This window comes from uncultured Moraxella sp. (genome assembly GCF_945873075.1).
Classification (GTDB): Bacteria; Pseudomonadota; Gammaproteobacteria; order Pseudomonadales; family Moraxellaceae; genus Moraxella.
In genome coordinates this window covers 62,950-80,729 of record NZ_CAMCBS010000009.1, presented here as the reverse complement: position 1 = coordinate 80,729, position 17,780 = coordinate 62,950, and the positions used below count along the sequence as shown (strand labels likewise).

Sequence of the window (17,780 nt, the reverse complement as noted above, 5' to 3'; positions counted from 1 at the left end):
AGTTTTTTAACAAAACCCTCTTAGGGGTTGTTTGAAAATAGTTGACCGGTACAGTTGGCGGTAGGGGATGTGTTTGGCGTGGTCATAGGCTTGTGTAGTGGCATTGCCTGTTGTGTGTGCTAACTGCAATTCTATGGCATCGTGATTGTATTGGCGTTCGTGTAGTGTGGTGCTTGCCAATCCCCTAAAGCCGTGCCCCGTCATTTTGTCCTGCCAACCTAGCCTTTTGAGTGATGCTGTCAAAATGGCTTCACTGATAACATTGCGTGATGATGGATTGAAAAAAACAAATTCATCACTTAGCCCCATAGCCTTGATGGTCTGTAGTATCTGTATGGCTTGGCTTGATAGTGGGACAATGTGGTCTTTACGCATTTTCATACGCTTGGCAGGAATACGCCACAAACACGCCTGCAAATCAATTTCGCCCCATGTCATAAACCGCATTTCTTTGGTGCGCACAAAGGTATAACAAAGAAACCGAAAAGCAAGCTTGGTTAATGGTTGGCAGTTGGAATTTTCAATATCAGCAAATAGGGCGTTGAGTTCATGAAATTCAATGCGTGCATAGTTACGCTTTTGGCGTTTGCCTAGTTGCTTTTCTAGCCCTGTATGCGGTGATACGCCGTTGAATTGGTCTTTGTGTATGGCGTGTTGGTATATCGCCCCTATTTGGCGTATTGAACGGCTTGCCATGTCACCCGCTCCCCGTTTCTCTATCGTCTTTGCCACATCTAGCACCATTGCAGGCGTGATGGCTTGTATATCGATATGGGCAAGCTTTGGGGCTATGTCGTTAATATACGCTCTGTAATCCCTGTTGTATGTGCCAATAGTTACGGTGTGTTTGCCTGCATTGTCGGGGTTGTTGGGGTTTCTTTTGGCGTGGTAATCATTTGCCACATCACCAAATAGCACCGCTGTTGGCTTGGCGTGCTTTGGGTCAATGCCTTGTTTGATTTTCTCTTTGATTGATAGGGCGTGTATGCGTGCCTGCTGTAGGCTGATAGTTGGATATGTGCCAATGGTCATGCTTTGCTGTTTGCCATGCCATCGGTAGGCAATCACCCATGACTTTACGCCTGTATGTCTTACCCATAATTGTAAGCTGTTCCCATCGGTGTATTTATCTACTTTGCCATGTGTGCATTTGTCGGATGGTTTCAGCTTTTTAATGGCGGTATCAGTCAGCATTTTAGCCCCTTTGTTGGTATCACAAAAACCGATACCAACGATGATACCAACATTTTTCATTGTTTACAATGGTTGCATACTGTATCATAGATACCACAAAACCGCTAAAAGCCTTGAAATACAAAGGGTGTTACACATAATGCAACACCCTGAAAATGTAATATGGTCGGAGTGGCGGGATTTGAACTCGCGACCCCTTGCACCCCATGCAAGTGCGCTACCAAGCTGCGCTACACCCCGATTGCCGTATATTGTAGCGGATTTTGCCAAATTAGCAAGGGTTTTATGCGATTTTCGTGCGTAGTCGTTGAGTGATTGATCAATTGACATCGGCAGGATGATTGATAATTCCAATAAAAAGACCAAGCGGATATATTGGCTTGGTCTTGATATGATTGGATTGAAATGATTAACAAGATGCCAAAGCGATGCTTATGCCATCGCTTGCAAGGCTTGCTCAAGCTTCTCCATCACCAAATCGAGCTCGTCATCACTGATGCCAAACTGTGGCGTAAAGCGCAGGGCGTTTTGACCGCCATGAATGACACCAATACCATGCAAGCGTAGCCACTCTTCGACACTGCCTGTGCCATAAGCCTTGTAGCGTGGATGTAGCTCACAGCTGAACAGTAGCCCCGTGCCTTGCACATTGGTGATGGCATCACCAAGCTTGGTTTGTAGGGTGCTAAGCTTAGCAATCGCTTGTTTGCCTTGATGGACGATATTGGCACGCACATCATCTGTCATACCAGCCAGCACCGCACAGGCGACATCCAGTGCGCGTGGATTGGTGGTCATGGTGTTGCCGTACAGCCCACGCTGATATTCACCGCTGGCATAGTCGGTCATGGCTAGGATGGATAGGGGGAATTGCCCTGCGTTGATGGCCTTTGAATAGGTCTCAAAATCAGGTGGTTCAATGCCCTCAAATTCAGGCGAATCCACAATCGACAGATAGCCTGTGGTACGCAGACCTGCTTGGATTGAGTCGATGAGTAGCAGGCTACCATGCTCACGGGTCAAGGCTCGTGCAGCATCATAAAATGCTCGTGGCACACTACGCCCTGGGTTGCCTTCGCCCATCACAGGCTCCATCAGCATCGCTTCGATGAACCAGCCGTTGGCATCAGCATCGGCAAAGACTGCTTTGAGTGCATCGATGTCATACGGTGCGACGGTGATGACGCTGTCTTCATCTTTGTAGCTGGCCAGATATTTGTCATAGCTACTACGGCTTGAGTTTGAGTACAGAGCAGGGCGGTCGGTGCGTCCGTGAAATGAGCCTTTGATGGTCAGACGCTTGATGACCTTACCGGCATGGCGTGCCCCTGCGTCGGTTTGGCGTTTGGCATGAGCATCGATGATGCGTGTAGCAAGTCCGACCGCTTCTGAGCCTGAGTTTAGGCACATAAAGCCAGTATAAGGACAGCCGTTTTGGGTTTGTCCGATTTCTTGTTTGAGTGCTTGGATAAGCCGATATTGGGCAAGATTTGGTGTCATGATATTGGCGGTGACTTGTGGTTTTGCCATCGCTTGGATAACCGCATCAGGCGTATGCCCAAAGCCAAGCATCCCATAGCCACCGGTGTCATACAGCACAGCGCCTTTGAGCGTGATAATCCACGAGCCACAAGCAGATAGGGCAACATAGGGATTGACAGAATCACTGGCATAAAAATTGACAAAGCCATCTTGGATAGCGTCAATCTGCGCCTGCTCATCCAGTGCGAGCAACTCAGGATAATGGGCTTTGATGTCTTGATAGCGAGTGAGCGCATCATCGATGGCTTGGGTGAGTTCAGGCGTACAGCTTGCAAATCGCTCAATGGTCGCATCGTCCAATCCTGTACAAACCATACCCCCGTGTGCTCGCAATACGGATAAAGTGTCTAGTGCCGACATAGTTCCACTCCTTGGCTATCTGATTTATCTATCAAAATTTTGGGAATTTATCTCCAAACTTTTTGTTAGTGTATCATGAAATATTGCCAAAGACAGCTTTTGGGGTGGAAAATTTGTTATGGTGTAATGCCAAAAAGTTGTGGGCGGTTGATAATTATACTGATGCTTGAATTGTCATAAATAAAAAACAACAGACTGCTGATGAGATATCGCATAGCGAAGTATTTGTATGATTTTTAGGGCAATTTCATCTTGCTGAAATTCAGAATGCTCCAACGCTTGAATGATGGCTGTCATCACATCAACATCAAAAATCCAATCATCTTCCCAAGCACCAAGCAACTGATAGTCGGTTTCTTGGGCAATCAGATGCCAAAGACCTTTTTGTGCGTAGTCTGCAACGGTTTATTCGTTAAGTATTAATACAGTATCGCTATTTGGGTGTTGATACGCCCAATCAATCATTTGCGTATATTCATCATCCAAATGCACTGATTTATCTAAACAAAAAATGGTACATAGTCTGTCCTGTGGCGGCATAGGTTGTCCTATTGAGTTGGTATGTTTTGCCATATAATCCAAGTCGTATTCATCAAGAATCTGAGCAAAACTTGTTTAAAATTAACAAGAAACTTTCCATTGTTGTTGATCGGAATCATACATTAAATACGGGCAGCCAAATCCTTTTATAAAAATTAGTTGATAGTGTGTATTACTGATTTTTTTATATTGAGGATTGGTACCATCGGTCATCTCGAACCCAAGATTGGCTAAAGTCTGCCAATCAAATTCATCGGGCAGCATTGAATGTTGTGTTTGATAATTGTGCAAATTTGCAACTAGTTGATCGCCTTGTTTGATTTGCAAATAGTGTGTCAGTGACAAGGGTAATTTAGGATAAATTAACCAGCATGACACGAATAAAAATAGGTTAAGTACAAAAATTAAACTTTTTCATGATTAATCAAGGTCGGTGGTAAAGCGTTTATTGTATAACAATGCTAATCAATTTTCTTAATCCATTGATATTTTGGTTCAATCGGATAAATATCGTATTCAGCATTCAAAAATTTCTCTACAAAAGATTTGTCCCCACCAATAAATGTATAGGGTATATCGTGATTAGTTGCGATAACCCATGTTTCACTCTTGTCAAACAGCATGCTTGGCTGTGTGAATATTTTTGAATACTGTTGCACTTCTTGATGCGTTAATATCTCGCCTTTAAATAATAGCTCGGATATGTTGCGATAATCGTATTCTGAATAACAGATAATTTTCAAAAGTTCATAATAATAGTAGATGTCATTATTAACCAATTTTTTTAGAGTATTGATAATAAAGTTATATTGCACATCAGAACATTCACCTAAATACAGTAAATTGTATTTTGAAAGACGAGATATTTTGCAATTGTTTTCCATTAACTCACCTTCCATACGATACAAATCATCCGCATGATCCAATTTAATATCGTCATTTGTTAATACGCCAAATGCTTTGAATATTGACTTTCTGTTATTGGTTTTTGGTTCTATGTATTGCTCATGTTGATGATAACCAATTGGATGTAAAATGATTGCATAACTTTCAAAATGATGTGGAATGATATTGACAAGTGCTAAATAATAATCATCCAATGATGGGTAATTATTTTGAAATTCTGGGTAAATTTGATGCTTAGAAAAATCAAATGATAAAAATTGTGGTAATTTATCATTGGATTGGCACAATTTTTCTTTTGACATAAGAATCCTTAAACTCACTCTAATAAAAGCCCCAAACACACAGTATTTGGGGCTTAGTTGATTAACCAATCAGCTTTTTCATCAGTTCATTGACTTGGGCTGGGTTTGCCTTGCCGCGAGAGGCTTTCATCACTTGACCGACCAAGCCGTTAAAGGCTTTTTCTTTACCGCCTTTATATTCATCCACCATCGCTTGGTTGTTTGCAAGCACTTCTTTGATGATGGCTTCGATGGCGCCTGTGTCGGTTTCTTGTTTGAGTCCATGCTCGGCGATGATGTCATCGGCTGATTTGTCAGATTCCCACAGATAGCCGAACACTTCTTTGGCGATTTTGCCACTGATGGTGTTGTCCGTGATACGAGTAATCATCCCCGCCAGACGCTCGGCGCTAATCGGTGATTGGCTAACGGTCAGTTCATTTTTATTTAACGCCCCTGACAATTCACCCATGACCCAGTTTGCCCCAATCTTGGCATGGTCTTTACCAATAATGGCAATGACCTCCAAGAAATAATCAGACAATTCACGGCTGCCATTTAAGACATTGGCATCATAAGTCGATAAGCCAAGCTCATTGACAAATCGCTCTTTACGCACGCTTGGTAGCTCTGGCATATCGGCTTTGACCTTTGCCAAAGTCTCATCACTAATCACCACAGGCAATAGGTCAGGGCATGGGAAGTAGCGATAGTCATTGGCTTCTTCTTTGGTACGCATCGCACGAGTTTCGTCACGCTCTGGGTCATACAGGCGAGTGGCTTGCACGACTTTACCGCCATCTTCGATGACATCGATTTGGCGTTCGATTTCTGATTTGATGGCACGCTCAATAAAGCGGAATGAGTTTAGGTTCTTAAGCTCACAGCGTGTGCCAAATGGCGTATTTGGCTTGTGTACTGAGATGTTGATGTCAGCACGGAATGAGCCTTCTGCCATGATGGCGTCAGAGATACCCAGCCAAGTCACGAGCTCATGGATGGTTTTGACATAAGCCACCGCTTCGCCAACCGAGCGCATATCAGGTTCGGAGACGATTTCGATAAGTGGCGTGCCTGCACGGTTCAAATCCACACCGGTCATGGCAGGCACAGCATCATGCACGGATTTACCGGCATCTTCTTCTAGGTGGGCACGGGTGATGCCGATACGCTTGGTGTATTCGTTTTTTTCACCGGCATTGACTAGGATGTCGATGTAGCCTTTGCCGACGATAGGATTTGCCATTTGGGTGGTTTGATAGCCTTTTGGCAAATCGGGATAAAAATAGTTTTTGCGGTCAAAGGTGTTGTACATACCCAGTTCGGCATTGACGCCCAGACCGAATTTGAGCGCACGCTCAATCACGCCTTCGTTGAGTACAGGCAATGCACCCGGAAAGCCCAAATCAACGATGGTGGCTTGGGTGTTTGGCTCTGCACCAAAGGCAGTCGGTGCATTTGAGAAAATTTTACTTTCGGTGTTTAATTGGCAGTGAATTTCAATGCCGATGACGACTTCATAGCCGTCAATTAGGGGGGCTTGATTACTCATGGTTGGTTCTCTTATTCATTGGTATCTGACGGAGTGTTGGTTCTCGCCATCATATATAAATCGCACAGCTTGCCATCACGGTAGGCATAGTGTCGTAGTGTGCCTTCGCTGACAAAGCCAAATTTTTCGTACAAGGCAATCGCAGGCGTGTTATCGGTATAAACTTGCAATTCCAGTCGGGATAAGCCAAGCCAATTATCCGCCAAATCAATGATGGTCTGCATCAGCATCGTGCCAATGCCTTGTCCGTGATTATCAGGGCTGACGGCGATGACGATTGAGCCTGCATGACGGCGACGCATGGCAGTCTCGATGGTCAAGGCGACATTACCCACGATGCGATATTCGTCATCATTATCAAATAGTGCCACGAACGAATGTACATGGCTTGGGATGGCAGACAGCCGTTTTTCCCAGCTGTGCAAGGATTGGCTAGGCAAAGCAAGCGTCTGGCGATAGACAGCAGGGTGCTGATATAGCTCATACAGCCCTTGATGGTCGTAGGGTTCGGTTGGTCGAACCACGATGTTTGTGCTTATCGCTTCTTTGCCCATGTCCTTATCCTTGTGGTTGCTCGTTATCGATGATTAGCCAATCGTTGGCACAGCCTTGTGATAATCAGTCACTTGCTGATAAGCATCAGTTGTGGTCAAAAGCTTGCCTTCTTGCCAATGATTGCCAATCAGCTGTAAGCCTACTGGCAAGCCTTTGGTATCAAAACCAATCGGATGGCTGATGGCAGGCAGACCGGCTAGGTTCACACCGATGGTATAGACATCGCCCATGTAGATTTCAGATGGTGATAGACTTGCACCGATTTGATAAGCGGTGGTCGGCGCTGTTGGCGTTGCGATGACATCACAGTCTGCAAAGGCTTTGGCAAAGTCTTCGGCAATCAGACGACGCACTTTTTGGGCTTTGACATAATAAGCATCAAAATAGCCCGCCGATAGTGCATAAGTGCCCATGATGATACGGCGTTGTACTTCTGAGCCAAAGCCTTCAGAGCGAGAGCGTGTATATAGGTCTTGCAAATCTTTTGGACTCTCACAGCGATAGCCAAAGCGTACACCATCAAAGCGAGATAGGTTTGAGCTGGCTTCAGCAGGGGCGAGTAGATAATAAGTGGCAAGGGTAATTTCAGGACTGGTTAGGTGAATATCCACAAGCGTTGCGCCCAATGCTTCGTACTGAGCGAGAGCAGCTTTGACAGTGCTTGCTACTTCATCATTGAGACCTGCGCCGAAGTATTCGGTTGGCACGCCGATTTTTAGACCTGCCAATGGCTTGTCGGTAGTGCGTGATGCGTGGATTTCAGCGACCCAATCAGGCACATCTTTGGCGATGCTGGTTGAGTCTTTGGCATCATAGCCTGACATGGCTTGGAGCAGATAGGCGCAGTCTAGGGCAGATTTACCAAATGAGCCTGCTTGGTCAAAGCTTGACGCATAGGCAATCATGCCATAGCGAGAGACACGGCCATAGGTTGGCTTGATGCCTGTGATACCACAAAAGCTTGCCGGCTGACGGATAGAACCACCAGTATCTGAGCCTGTCGCCACAGGTACTAGGCTTGCTGCCACAGCTGCTGCCGAGCCACCTGATGAGCCACCGGGTACACGGCTTAAATCCCAAGGATTGTGCACCGCACCGTAGTACGATTTTTCGTTATCCGAGCCCATGGCGAACTCATCCATGTTCAGCTTACCTAGGCTAATAAAGCCTGCATTGGCGACATTGTCCACCAATGTGGCGTTATAAGGCGAGACAAAGTTATACAGCATCTTTGAGCCACAGGTGGTCAAGACACCTTGGGTGCATAGATTGTCCTTGTGTGCCATCGGTACGCCAAGTAGCGCACGAGTATCGCCACCTGCACGCAGGGTATCGGCGGCTTTGGCGTTTTCTAGGGCTTGTTCGGCGCTGATGGTGATAAAGCTGTTTAGCTCTTTATTCAGTTTATCAATACGACCAAGCAACTGTGTAGTAATCTCAAGACTGCTAAAGTCTTTATTGGCAAGACCTGATGCGATTTCGGCAACAGATAAGGTGTGTAGATTTGACATGGAGTGTCCTAAGTGTTAATTATCACGAATTTTAATCAAACTATTCAATTATTCAATCACTTGTGGTACAAGGTACAAGCCATCTGCTGTGCTTGGTGCAACGGATTGATTGGCGGTGCGGTCAATGTCGGTGGTCGGCACATCGGCACGCAGGGTTTGGCTAGATTCGTGAATATTGGCAAGTGGGGCGACGCCGTCGGTATTGACCGAGCTTAAGATATCCATCATCGCTAGGATTTTGCTGATGTCTTTGGCGTAGTCGGCTGCTAGGTTGTCATCCACTTTTAGGCGTGCCAAATTGGCAACCGATAGGATATCGTCCGAAGTAAGTTGGCTCATGGTTTTTCCTTGAGATAAAAATAAGAAAAAAATCAGCACCATTGTACCATAGCTTGCCATGAGTACAAAGAGATGGATAGAAATCTGTGCTGATGACGATTTGATTTGACCAAGTCTATGAAAAGGTGGATAATTGCCACACTTTTAAGCCGACACTGGATTAATCCGCATGAACACAGTCACACGCCCAGCCATCATCCTAGCATCGACATCACCGCGCCGTAGAGAGCTGCTTAGCCAAGCAGGGATTGAGTTTATGACGGTGGGTGTGGATATCGATGAATCGTGGCTGGCAGGCGAGACGGCAGATGCCTATATTCGCCGTATGGTGATGACCAAAGCCGATGCGGTGATGGCGGATGCGACTTTGCCAAGTGAGTGCATTGTCATCACTGCCGATACCATTGGCGTGCTTGATGATGGTGAAGTCTTGACCAAGCCTGTCAATCAAGCAGATGCTTATCGGATGTGGGATAGGTTATCAGATACGACGCATGAGATTTGGACGGCTGTTTGTTTGACTCGCCTTTCACAGGGTGCGTGCATTGATCAGCGTTATTTGTGCGAGCGGACACAGGTTGAGTTTGTCCGCCTAAGTGATGCCCAAAAGATAAGCTACTGGCAGTCAGGCGAGCCACAAGATAAGGCAGGAGCGTATGCCATCCAAGGCGGTGCAGCAGCATGGGTACGAGCGATCCACGGTAGCTATACCAATGTGGTTGGCTTGCCACTTGCACAGGTGGTGCAGGCGCTAGATGATATGCTTGACTGCCCAAAAGCGGATTAATAAAGTAAAACACCACAAGCATCAATTACAAGTACCGATAGTGGCTTAAGTCATACGCTTGAGCACCAATCAAGCACCATGCACGCTGTACGCAAGCTGTATCGCTTTACCTTGCATAAATCCCCAATATCGCTTACTATAATTAATAGCGATTTAGAATGTTAAAATTATAAAAATTGAGTAAAAAATGTCAGAAGAGTTATTAATTAATTATACCCCGATGGAATCTCGGGTAGCGGTGCTTACCGATGGCATTACAAGCGAAATCTTAATCGAACGCCACCAAAAGCTTGGCTTGGTGGGTAATATTTATCTGGGCACGGTGGTGCGAGTGCTACCAGGGATGCAGGCGGCGTTTGTGGATATTGGGCAAGCACGCACCGCGTTTTTGCACGCCAATGATATGCAAAAACCCAAGCGAGCCACCGACAGCAGTGATGAGATGCCAACGACCGCCATCACACGGCTTGCCATCGCCCAAAGCCCTACAAGCCTAAGCCCTAGCCAAGCCCAAAGCGAGCTTGAGCAAGGGCACAGTGCTGTCACTGATGTCAAATCACTTGCCGTCGTCAAAAAATCCATACCAAGCACAGATCTGATCCAATATCGCTTGAGAGAAGGCGACCGTATCTTGGTGCAGGTCATCAAAGATGAGCTCGGCACAAAGGGTGCTCGCCTGACGACCAATATCTCATTACCATCACGCTATTTGGTTTATCTGCCGACCAGTGATGAATATGTCGGCGTCTCCATTCGTATCGAAGAGAGTGATGAGCGTACACGGCTCAAGACTGTCTTGACCGAACTGTTGCAATCTGCCAAGCTGAACGGTGGACTCATCGCGCGCACCGCCGCCGAAAAGGTCAGCGACATTAAGCTTGAAGAAGATATTTATTATCTCGTGCAACTGTGGCGTACGATTTTGGCACGCCAAGCCGCCGCCAAATTACACTCAAACAAAAAATCCGAACTCATCTATCAAGAGCTGTCCCTGCCGCTACGCTGTATTCGTGACCTAGTAAACGAAAAAACCACCAAAGTGCTCATCGACCACGAAGCGGTATATCACGAAGTGGCGCATTTTGCTCGTGAGTTTGTACCATCGATTGCGCCGATGGTAGCGCATTATGCGGGCGAAGTGCCGTTATTTGACCTGTATCGTGTCGAAGAAGATGTCCAAAACGCCCTAAAACGCCGTGTTGATCTCAAGTCTGGTGGCTATCTGATTATCGATCAAACCGAAGCGATGACCACCATCGATGTCAATACAGGCTCATATGTCGGCGCGCGTTCACTCGAAGATACAGTCTATAAGACCAATCTAGAAGCCACACAAGTCATCGCAAGGCAGATTCGCCTAAGAAACTTGGGCGGGATTATTATTCTAGATTTCATTGATATGCTCGAAGAAGCACACCGAGCGGATGTCTTGGCAAGCTTACAAGAACAGCTGTCGTATGACTATGCCAAAACCAATATCACGCAGGTCAGTGAGCTTGGATTGGTTGAAATGACACGCAAGCGTACCCGAGAGTCGCTGCCACAACAGCTGTGCGAGCCATGCCCCGTCTGTGAAGGCAAGGGCTATATCAAGACCGCAGAGACTGTCTGCTTTGAAATCTTTCGTGAAATCATGCGTTATGCACGCACCTTTAATGCACCACGACAGTTCACCGTCATCGCACATAGTGCCGTGATTGATTTGATGCTCTCAAGCGAAGCGAACACCGTGGCTGATTTGGAATATCTGATTGGTAAGCCAATCCGTTTTGAGATTGAACCTTTGTACCAACAAGAGCAGTATAACATTGCACTGGATTGATTAATATTTTATAGTAAATTACAAAAAGTAATTGGTTAAATTAATATTGTTTTAAAGATTGAGAAATTTTATTAAATTAATAAATGTATCAATATACACAATCATTGATAACGATAGTGGCAAATTGATTAAAATTTAACCAAATTCAACACTTTGTTTGCCTTTTGTAAAATCCACAAAAAACTTAGCGAAAAACGCACAAAAAGCCAATAAATACCTTGCATTGTGCCAATTTTCGTGTATAATACGCACCATCATTATATTGCGTTGCGCTTTTGATGGCAGAATTTGCCAAATGAATCAAAAGTTTACTTCATGAATGAACCAATGTTCAACAGTTGAGGAAGTACCAAGTCAACGCCACAGCCAAAGCATCGATTTTGGCACTATTGAACAAAACACCCCTGCTACCAGCGTTCTTATGCAAGGTTGGCAGGGATAGGATTATTTTGTTTTCAGATTTTCGAGAACAAATTTTAACGGTTTAACTGAAGTCTAAAACGCAATAAACGCATAGATGGAAGTTTATAAAGCACTTAATTAGGAGCTTGTTGGCATGGCTAACCAGAGAATCCGTATCCGACTAAAATCGTTCGACCATCGTCTGATTGACCAGTCGGCACAAGAGATTGTCGATACTGCAAAGCGTACAGGTGCACAAGTTTGCGGTCCTGTACCGTTGCCGACTCGTATTGAGCGGTTCAACGTATTGACATCACCACACGTCAACAAAGACGCTCGTGACCAGTACGAAATTCGCACCCATAAGCGTATGATCGACATCGTGCAACCAACTGACAAAACTGTCGATGCACTGATGAAGCTAGATCTAGCTGCTGGTGTTGATGTTCAGATCGCTTTGGGCTAATGAACATAAGTCTGGTTTGAACTATTAACTTTTAATATAAATGAGGTCTAAAATGGCGATTGGTTTAGTCGGTAAAAAATGCGGCATGACCCGAGTCTTCACTGAAGCAGGCGTTTCAATCCCTGTGACAGTGGTTGAGGTTGATGCCAACCGCATCTCGCAAATCAAAACAGTAGACACCGATGGCTATAACGCGATTCAGATCACCACAGGTGAGCGTCGTGACAGCCGCGTAACTGCTGCTCAAAAAGGACACTTCGCAAAAGCTGGCGTAGCCGCTGGTCGTGGTGTTTGGGAATTCCGCGCAGAAGAAGCTGACCTAGAAGGTCGCGAAGTTGGCGGCAATATCCTAGCTGATATCTTTGAAGTTGGTCAGTTGGTTGATGTGACTGGTCAAAGCAAGGGTAAAGGTTTCCAAGGTGGTGTGAAGCGTCACAACTTCCGCACACAAGACGCAACTCACGGTAACTCTGTTTCTCACCGTGTATTGGGTTCTACAGGTCAAAACCAAACCCCAGGTCGCGTTTTCAAAGGCAAAAAAATGCCAGGTCAAATGGGTAACAAGCGTGTTACCGTTCAAGGCTTGGAAATTGTTTCAGTTGACGCCGAAAAAGGTGTACTAGTCATCAAGGGTGCTGTTCCAGGTGCCAACGGTGGCGATGTTATCGTACGTCCGTCAGTTAAAGCCTAAGGGGATTAAACGTGAATTTAAAAACTGTTACAGGTGCAGCGGTTGAGCTTTCTGAGGTCGCATTCGGCCGTGAGTTCAATGAAGCCTTGGTACACCAAGTAGTTACCGCTTATTTGGCTGGTGCTCGTCAAGGTACTCGTGCACAAAAAACTCGTGGCGAAGTTTCTGGCGGTGGCAAAAAGCCATGGCGTCAAAAAGGTACTGGCCGTGCACGCGCTGGTTCTATCCGTAGCCCTATCTGGGTTGGCGGTGGTCGTGCATTCGCTGCTAAGCCACAAGACTGGTCACAAAAAGTGAACCGTAAAATGTACCGTGGTGCAATGCAATGCATCTTAGCTGAGCTAGTGCGTCAAGAGCGTTTGGTATTGGTTGATGACATCACTGTTTCTTCACCAAAAACGAAAGAATTGGTTGCTAAATTGGCTGACCTAAACGCACCGCGTGCATTGATCGTAACTCACGAAGTTGACGAAAACTTGTACCTAGCTGCACGCAATATCCCATATGTGAATGTATTGGGTACTCGTGAAGTTGATCCAGTAAGCTTGGTTTCTTTTGACAAAGTAATTATGACTGTTGAAGCAGCCAAACAATTTGAGGAGACACTTGCATGAGCAACGCAAGACTATATCAGGTACTAAAAGCACCTGTATTTTCAGAAAAATCTCAACGCCTAGGTGATACGCTTGGTGTGCAGGTTTTCAAAGTTGATGGCAAAGCTACCAAAAAAGAAATCAAACAAGCTGTTGAGCTAATGTTTGAAGGTGTTGAAGTTGTTAAAGTAAACACGCTAAACATCAAAGGCAAAACTAAGCGTTTTGGCCGTGTTGTTGGTAAGCGTAACGACATCAAAAAAGCGTATGTAACCCTAAAAGCTGGTTCAGACGTACAAATCGGTGCTGGTGAAGAAATCACTAGTGAAACAGCGACTAACGAATAAGGATTAACAAAATGCCTATCGTAAAAGCAAAACCTACATCACCAGGTCGCCGCTTTGTTGAGAAAGTAGTGCATCCACACCTTTACAAAGGTCGTCCATATGCACCGCTTGTTGAATCAAAAGCTAAAACTGGTGGTCGTAACAACAACGGTCGTATTACTACTCGCCACATCGGTGGTGGTCACAAGCAACACTATCGTCTAGTTGACTTCAAACGCAACAAAGACGGTATCCCAGCTGTTGTTGAGCGTATTGAATACGATCCAAACCGTACCGCACACATCGCACTACTTAAGTATGCAGATGGTGAGCGTCGCTACATCATCGCTCCAAAGAAATTGAGCGTAGGCGACCAAGTAGTATCAGGTGAAGCAGCGCCAATCCGTCCAGGTAACTGCTTGCCACTTAAGAATATTCCTGTTGGTACTGTGATCCACAACATCGAACTAAAAATCGGCAAAGGCGCGCAAATCGCTCGTTCAGCTGGTGCAGCAGTTCAGTTGCTAGGTCGTGATGGTGCTTATGTGATCGTTCGTTTGCGTTCAGGTGAGACTCGCCGTATCCACGCTAACTGCCGTGCGGTAATTGGTGAAGTATCAAACACTGAAAACAACCTAAAATCACTAGGTAAAGCAGGTGCAGCACGCTGGCGTGGTGTTCGTCCTACCGTTCGTGGTACTGCGATGAACCCGATTGACCACCCACACGGTGGTGGTGAAGGCCGTAACTTCGGTAAGCACCCAACTAGCCCATGGGGTCAGAAAGCTAAGGGTCTTAAGACTCGTTCTAACAAGCGTACTGACAGTATGATCATCCGTCGCCGTCGTGCCAAGAAATAAAGGAAAAGTTTCATGCCTCGTTCATTGAAAAAAGGTCCATTTATCGATGCGCATTTGTTTGCCAAGGTTGAAGACGCTCTAGAGAGCAACAACCGCAAACCGATCAAAACTTGGTCACGTCGCTCGATGATTCTACCACAAATGGTAGGTCTAACCATCGCAGTTCACAACGGTCGCACTCATGTGCCAGTGATTGTGAACGAACAAATGGTTGGTCATAAACTAGGTGAATTCGCTCCGACCCGTTCATATCGCGGTCATGGCGTTGATAAGAAATCTAAGAGATAAGGTGCTACCATGGAAGTAACTGCAAAATTACGTGGTGCCGCCATTTCGGCACAAAAAGTAAGATTGGTTGCGGACGAAGTTCGTGGTAAGCCAATTGAACGCGCTTTAGACATTCTTACCTTCAGCAACAAAAAAGGTGCTAAATTGGTTAAGAAATGCCTAGATTCAGCGATTGCTAACGCTGAGCACAACAATGGTCTTGACATCGACAAGCTTCGTGTTACTACCATCTATGTTGATGAAGGCATCACTTTGAAGCGTATTATGCCCCGTGCCAAGGGTCGTGCTGATCGCATCAGCAAACGCACTTGCCATATCACTGTTAAAGTAGGGGAATAATCATGGGTCAAAAAGTACATCCAATTGGTATCCGTCTAGGCGTTATCAAAAAGCACAATGCAAACTGGTATGCAAGCCCAAAGCAATACTCTGAGTATCTGCTAAACGACTTCCAAGTTCGTGCTTTCCTACGCAAAAAACTAGAAGGTGCAATGGTAAGTCACATCAATATCGAGCGTCCTACTGGTGCAGCAAAAATCACCATTCACAGTGCTCGTCCTGGTGTCATCATTGGCAAAAAAGGCGAAGACATCGAAAGCCTACAAAAAGAATTGACCAAGTTGATGGGCGTACCTGCACAGGTTAACATCCAAGAGATCACCTCTCCAGACCTAGACGCTCGTCTAGTAGCAGAAGGTATCTCAAGCCAGCTTGAGCGTCGTGTGATGTTCCGTCGTGCGATGAAGCGTGCTGTTCAAAACAGTATGCGTGCTGGTGCACAAGGTATCAAAGTTGAACTATCAGGTCGTCTAGGCGGTGCTGAAATCGCTCGTACTGAGTGGTATCGTGAAGGTCGTGTGCCACTACACACACTTCGTGCTGATATCGACTATGCAACAGTTCGTGCAGAAACCACTTACGGTACTATCGGTGTTAAAGTTTGGATTTTCCGTGGTGAAATCCTAGATGGCATGAACAGTGCTTACAACCCAGTTGTTGAAGACAAAGCTCGTGCACCAAAACGCCGTGGCCGTACTAACCGCCGCAACACAGACAGAGGTTAAGATATGTTACAACCAAAACGTACCAAGTTTCGCAAAATGCACAAAGGTCGTAACACTGGCCTAGCCCAGCGTGGTAACACAGTTGCTTTTGGTGAAATTGGTCTAAAATCTATCGGTCGTGGTCGTATGACTGCTCGTCAAATCGAAGCTGCTCGTCGTACAATCACTCGTCGCATCAAGCGTGGTGGTAAAATCTGGATCCGTGTATTCCCAGATAAACCAATTACCGAAAAACCATTGGAAGTTCGTATGGGTAAAGGTAAAGGTCCTGTTGAGTACTGGGTAGCAGAAATCAAGCCAGGCAAAATGCTTTATGAAATCCAAGGTGTTAGCGAAGAGCTAGCCCGTGAAGCGCTAACGCTAGCGGCTGCTAAGCTTCCATTCAAGACCACCATTGTTAAACGGACGATTATGTAATGAAAACCAACGAATTACGCGAAAAATCAGTAGAAGAGTTGGCTCAATTGCTTGACGAAAAGCAACTTGATGCATTTCGTCTGCGTATGGCAAAAGCAACGGGTCAGCTTGGCAACACTCACGAAATCAAAGCGAATCGTCGTACCATCGCTAAGATTTTGACTCTGATCAACGAAAAACAACGAGGTGATGCATGAGCGAGAACACCACTCAAGAAGTTGGCGTTGTAACTGGCAAAGTAATCAGCAACAAGATGGACAAGTCTATCGTGGTGTTGGTTGAGCGCCAAATCCGTCACCCTATGTATGGCAAACAAGTTCGCCGTTCTACCAAACTAAAAGCTCACGACGAGAATAATGTTTGTCAAGAAGGCGATATCGTACGCATCAAAGAAACCCGTCCATTCTCAAAGACCAAAACTTGGGCTTTGGTAGATGTGGTTGAGGCTGCGGTAAAAATTTAAGTTATTTGCAATTTAAGCCATTTGCCTGTATAATGTACATCTTTTTAGGTGTTCATCTGTCAGATCTCTGACGGCGAATGGCTTTTATTGCTTTATTATATGGAGTAATGCGATGATTCAGACTGAAACAATGCTGGAAGTTGCAGACAACAGTGGTGCAAAACGCGTACAGTGCATCAAAGTACTGGGCGGTTCTCATCGTCGTTATGCATCTGTTGGCGACATCATCAAAGTAACAGTAAAAGATGCAATTCCACGTGGCCGTGTTAAAAAAGGTGACGTGATGAATGCGGTTGTAGTTCGTACCAAAAAAGGCGTTCGTCGCCCAGATGGTTCAGTGCTTCGTTTTGACGACAATGCTGCTGTATTGTTGAACAACAACAAAGCGCCAATCGCTACTCGTATTTTTGGACCTGTTACTCGTGAACTACGCGGTGAGCAATTTATGAAAATTGTATCACTTGCACCAGAAGTACTGTAATTGTATTAGAGGCTTATTATGGCAAAGTTACGTAAAGGCGACACCGTGGTTGTGATTGCTGGCAAAGATAAAGGCAAGCAAGGCACAATTTTGGCGGTGAAAGCGGACCGTGTAAAAGTTGAAGGCGTTAACATTGTAACTAAACACCAAAAACCTAACCAAATGCTAGGTAAAGAAGGTGGCATCGTTAAGCAAGAAGCTTTCCTACACATTTCAAATGTTGCGATTTTTAACGCAAAAACCCAAAAAGCAGATCGTGTTGCTTACCAAGTGAATGCAGAAGGCGTGAAACAACGCATCTATCGTTCAACTGGTGAAGTAGTGGCGACTGCATAAGAGA

Annotated in this window: 22 protein-coding genes, 1 tRNA gene and 1 pseudogene; 15 read left to right on the top strand and 9 right to left on the bottom strand. The window is 45.5% G+C overall.

All coding sequences use genetic code 11. From position 1 onward, the window contains the following. Positions 1–6: 6 nt before the first annotated feature. The 9 genes and pseudogenes from Q0N89_RS04840 to gatC form a co-directional block, all read right to left on the bottom strand. The gene (locus Q0N89_RS04840) at positions 7–1,194 is read right to left on the bottom strand and encodes an integrase arm-type DNA-binding domain-containing protein (RefSeq protein WP_294033993.1); all 1,188 of its coding nucleotides are present in this window, start codon (positions 1,192–1,194) and stop codon (positions 7–9) included. Positions 1,195–1,357: 163 nt separating this feature from the next. Next, positions 1,358–1,434, bottom strand: a tRNA-Pro gene (locus tag Q0N89_RS04835). 192 nt (positions 1,435–1,626) lie between these two features. After that, entirely contained in the window at positions 1,627–3,096 is a 1,470-nt protein-coding gene (locus tag Q0N89_RS04830; protein ID WP_294033992.1) for an aminotransferase class III-fold pyridoxal phosphate-dependent enzyme, read from the bottom strand. 174 nt (positions 3,097–3,270) lie between these two features. After that, positions 3,271–3,486: pseudogene (locus Q0N89_RS04825) on the bottom strand (DMP12 family DNA mimic protein); the annotation flags it as partial. A gap of 611 nt (positions 3,487–4,097) precedes the next feature. After that, the gene (locus Q0N89_RS04820) at positions 4,098–4,844 is read right to left on the bottom strand and encodes a hypothetical protein (protein ID WP_294033991.1); all 747 of its coding nucleotides are present in this window, start codon (positions 4,842–4,844) and stop codon (positions 4,098–4,100) included. A 61-nt stretch (positions 4,845–4,905) separates the two neighbouring features. Beyond that, the gene (gene gatB / locus Q0N89_RS04815) at positions 4,906–6,375 is read right to left on the bottom strand and encodes an Asp-tRNA(Asn)/Glu-tRNA(Gln) amidotransferase subunit GatB (protein ID WP_294033989.1); all 1,470 of its coding nucleotides are present in this window, start codon (positions 6,373–6,375) and stop codon (positions 4,906–4,908) included. An 11-nt stretch (positions 6,376–6,386) separates the two neighbouring features. Further along, a complete protein-coding gene (locus Q0N89_RS04810) occupies positions 6,387–6,929 on the bottom strand; it encodes a GNAT family N-acetyltransferase (RefSeq protein WP_294033988.1) in 543 nt (180 codons plus the stop codon). Between the two features lie 33 nt (positions 6,930–6,962). Then, on the bottom strand, positions 6,963–8,441 hold the full coding sequence (gatA, locus tag Q0N89_RS04805) for an Asp-tRNA(Asn)/Glu-tRNA(Gln) amidotransferase subunit GatA (RefSeq protein WP_294033987.1): 1,479 nt from the start codon (positions 8,439–8,441) through the stop codon (positions 6,963–6,965). A gap of 48 nt (positions 8,442–8,489) precedes the next feature. Further along, on the bottom strand, positions 8,490–8,780 hold the full coding sequence (gene gatC / locus Q0N89_RS04800) for an Asp-tRNA(Asn)/Glu-tRNA(Gln) amidotransferase subunit GatC (RefSeq protein WP_078254917.1): 291 nt from the start codon (positions 8,778–8,780) through the stop codon (positions 8,490–8,492). Between the two features lie 169 nt (positions 8,781–8,949). Between gatC and Q0N89_RS04795 the strand changes: the two genes are divergently transcribed. The 15 genes from Q0N89_RS04795 to rplX all read left to right on the top strand — a co-directional run bounded on the left by Q0N89_RS04795 (position 8,950) and on the right by rplX (position 17,776). Then, a complete protein-coding gene (locus Q0N89_RS04795; protein ID WP_294033986.1) occupies positions 8,950–9,567 on the top strand; it encodes a nucleoside triphosphate pyrophosphatase in 618 nt (205 codons plus the stop codon). Between the two features lie 187 nt (positions 9,568–9,754). Next, positions 9,755–11,389, top strand: coding sequence for an Rne/Rng family ribonuclease (locus tag Q0N89_RS04790; protein ID WP_294033985.1), 1,635 nt, complete (start codon positions 9,755–9,757; stop codon positions 11,387–11,389). Between the two features lie 556 nt (positions 11,390–11,945). Beyond that, positions 11,946–12,257, top strand: a complete 312-nt coding sequence (gene rpsJ, locus Q0N89_RS04785) for a 30S ribosomal protein S10 (protein WP_003656991.1) — start codon at positions 11,946–11,948, stop codon at positions 12,255–12,257. Positions 12,258–12,309: 52 nt separating this feature from the next. Then, entirely contained in the window at positions 12,310–12,948 is a 639-nt protein-coding gene (rplC, locus tag Q0N89_RS04780) for a 50S ribosomal protein L3 (RefSeq protein WP_078254914.1), read from the top strand. 11 nt (positions 12,949–12,959) lie between these two features. Continuing rightward, complete coding sequence (gene rplD / locus Q0N89_RS04775; protein WP_103034399.1) at positions 12,960–13,562, top strand: 50S ribosomal protein L4; 603 nt, start codon at positions 12,960–12,962, stop codon at positions 13,560–13,562. Further along, positions 13,559–13,888, top strand: coding sequence for a 50S ribosomal protein L23 (gene rplW, locus Q0N89_RS04770; protein WP_078254912.1), 330 nt, complete (start codon positions 13,559–13,561; stop codon positions 13,886–13,888). Before rplD ends, rplW begins: the two co-directional genes overlap by 4 nt. A gap of 11 nt (positions 13,889–13,899) precedes the next feature. After that, on the top strand, positions 13,900–14,727 hold the full coding sequence (gene rplB / locus Q0N89_RS04765; protein WP_078254911.1) for a 50S ribosomal protein L2: 828 nt from the start codon (positions 13,900–13,902) through the stop codon (positions 14,725–14,727). Positions 14,728–14,739: 12 nt separating this feature from the next. After that, positions 14,740–15,015 (top strand): 30S ribosomal protein S19, encoded by a 276-nt coding sequence (gene rpsS, locus Q0N89_RS04760; protein ID WP_078254910.1) that lies wholly within the window; start codon positions 14,740–14,742, stop codon positions 15,013–15,015. Between the two features lie 9 nt (positions 15,016–15,024). Further along, complete coding sequence (gene rplV / locus Q0N89_RS04755) at positions 15,025–15,354, top strand: 50S ribosomal protein L22 (RefSeq protein WP_003656983.1); 330 nt, start codon at positions 15,025–15,027, stop codon at positions 15,352–15,354. A gap of 2 nt (positions 15,355–15,356) precedes the next feature. Then, entirely contained in the window at positions 15,357–16,079 is a 723-nt protein-coding gene (gene rpsC / locus Q0N89_RS04750) for a 30S ribosomal protein S3 (RefSeq protein ID WP_078254908.1), read from the top strand. A 3-nt stretch (positions 16,080–16,082) separates the two neighbouring features. Beyond that, positions 16,083–16,496 carry a 50S ribosomal protein L16 gene (gene rplP / locus Q0N89_RS04745; RefSeq protein WP_064603324.1) on the top strand — a complete coding sequence of 138 codons (414 nt, stop codon included), beginning with the start codon at positions 16,083–16,085 and terminating at the stop codon, positions 16,494–16,496. Next, positions 16,496–16,693, top strand: a complete 198-nt coding sequence (gene rpmC, locus Q0N89_RS04740; protein ID WP_078254907.1) for a 50S ribosomal protein L29 — start codon at positions 16,496–16,498, stop codon at positions 16,691–16,693. The genes rplP and rpmC overlap by 1 nt, the downstream gene beginning before the upstream one ends. Continuing rightward, positions 16,690–16,959, top strand: a complete 270-nt coding sequence (rpsQ, locus tag Q0N89_RS04735) for a 30S ribosomal protein S17 (protein WP_078254906.1) — start codon at positions 16,690–16,692, stop codon at positions 16,957–16,959. The genes rpmC and rpsQ overlap by 4 nt, the downstream gene beginning before the upstream one ends. A 112-nt stretch (positions 16,960–17,071) precedes the next feature. Further along, positions 17,072–17,440 carry a 50S ribosomal protein L14 gene (gene rplN, locus Q0N89_RS04730; protein ID WP_078254905.1) on the top strand — a complete coding sequence of 123 codons (369 nt, stop codon included), beginning with the start codon at positions 17,072–17,074 and terminating at the stop codon, positions 17,438–17,440. A gap of 18 nt (positions 17,441–17,458) precedes the next feature. Then, the gene (rplX, locus tag Q0N89_RS04725; RefSeq protein WP_078254904.1) at positions 17,459–17,776 is read left to right on the top strand and encodes a 50S ribosomal protein L24; all 318 of its coding nucleotides are present in this window, start codon (positions 17,459–17,461) and stop codon (positions 17,774–17,776) included. Positions 17,777–17,780 lie beyond the last annotated feature (4 nt).

What these genes read in the sequence shown, in the direction of transcription:
- Q0N89_RS04810 (WP_294033988.1), bottom strand. Translation starts at nt 6,929, where the DNA reads ATGGGCAAAGAAGCGATAAGCACAAACATCGTGGTTCGACCAACCGAA.
- rpsJ (WP_003656991.1), top strand. Translation starts at nt 11,946, where the DNA reads ATGGCTAACCAGAGAATCCGTATCCGACTAAAATCGTTCGACCATCGT.
- rpsC (WP_078254908.1), top strand. Translation starts at nt 15,357, where the DNA reads ATGGGTCAAAAAGTACATCCAATTGGTATCCGTCTAGGCGTTATCAAA.
- rplB (WP_078254911.1), top strand. Translation starts at nt 13,900, where the DNA reads ATGCCTATCGTAAAAGCAAAACCTACATCACCAGGTCGCCGCTTTGTT.
- Q0N89_RS04840 (WP_294033993.1), bottom strand. Translation starts at nt 1,194, where the DNA reads ATGCTGACTGATACCGCCATTAAAAAGCTGAAACCATCCGACAAATGC.
- Q0N89_RS04790 (WP_294033985.1), top strand. Translation starts at nt 9,755, where the DNA reads ATGTCAGAAGAGTTATTAATTAATTATACCCCGATGGAATCTCGGGTA.
- gatA (WP_294033987.1), bottom strand. Translation starts at nt 8,441, where the DNA reads ATGTCAAATCTACACACCTTATCTGTTGCCGAAATCGCATCAGGTCTT.
- rpsS (WP_078254910.1), top strand. Translation starts at nt 14,740, where the DNA reads ATGCCTCGTTCATTGAAAAAAGGTCCATTTATCGATGCGCATTTGTTT.
- Q0N89_RS04830 (WP_294033992.1), bottom strand. Translation starts at nt 3,096, where the DNA reads ATGTCGGCACTAGACACTTTATCCGTATTGCGAGCACACGGGGGTATG.
- rplN (WP_078254905.1), top strand. Translation starts at nt 17,072, where the DNA reads ATGATTCAGACTGAAACAATGCTGGAAGTTGCAGACAACAGTGGTGCA.
- rpsQ (WP_078254906.1), top strand. Translation starts at nt 16,690, where the DNA reads ATGAGCGAGAACACCACTCAAGAAGTTGGCGTTGTAACTGGCAAAGTA.
- rplX (WP_078254904.1), top strand. Translation starts at nt 17,459, where the DNA reads ATGGCAAAGTTACGTAAAGGCGACACCGTGGTTGTGATTGCTGGCAAA.
- Q0N89_RS04820 (WP_294033991.1), bottom strand. Translation starts at nt 4,844, where the DNA reads ATGTCAAAAGAAAAATTGTGCCAATCCAATGATAAATTACCACAATTT.
- rpmC (WP_078254907.1), top strand. Translation starts at nt 16,496, where the DNA reads ATGAAAACCAACGAATTACGCGAAAAATCAGTAGAAGAGTTGGCTCAA.
- rplV (WP_003656983.1), top strand. Translation starts at nt 15,025, where the DNA reads ATGGAAGTAACTGCAAAATTACGTGGTGCCGCCATTTCGGCACAAAAA.
- Q0N89_RS04795 (WP_294033986.1), top strand. Translation starts at nt 8,950, where the DNA reads ATGAACACAGTCACACGCCCAGCCATCATCCTAGCATCGACATCACCG.
- gatB (WP_294033989.1), bottom strand. Translation starts at nt 6,375, where the DNA reads ATGAGTAATCAAGCCCCCCTAATTGACGGCTATGAAGTCGTCATCGGC.
- rplW (WP_078254912.1), top strand. Translation starts at nt 13,559, where the DNA reads ATGAGCAACGCAAGACTATATCAGGTACTAAAAGCACCTGTATTTTCA.
- rplC (WP_078254914.1), top strand. Translation starts at nt 12,310, where the DNA reads ATGGCGATTGGTTTAGTCGGTAAAAAATGCGGCATGACCCGAGTCTTC.
- rplP (WP_064603324.1), top strand. Translation starts at nt 16,083, where the DNA reads ATGTTACAACCAAAACGTACCAAGTTTCGCAAAATGCACAAAGGTCGT.
- gatC (WP_078254917.1), bottom strand. Translation starts at nt 8,780, where the DNA reads ATGAGCCAACTTACTTCGGACGATATCCTATCGGTTGCCAATTTGGCA.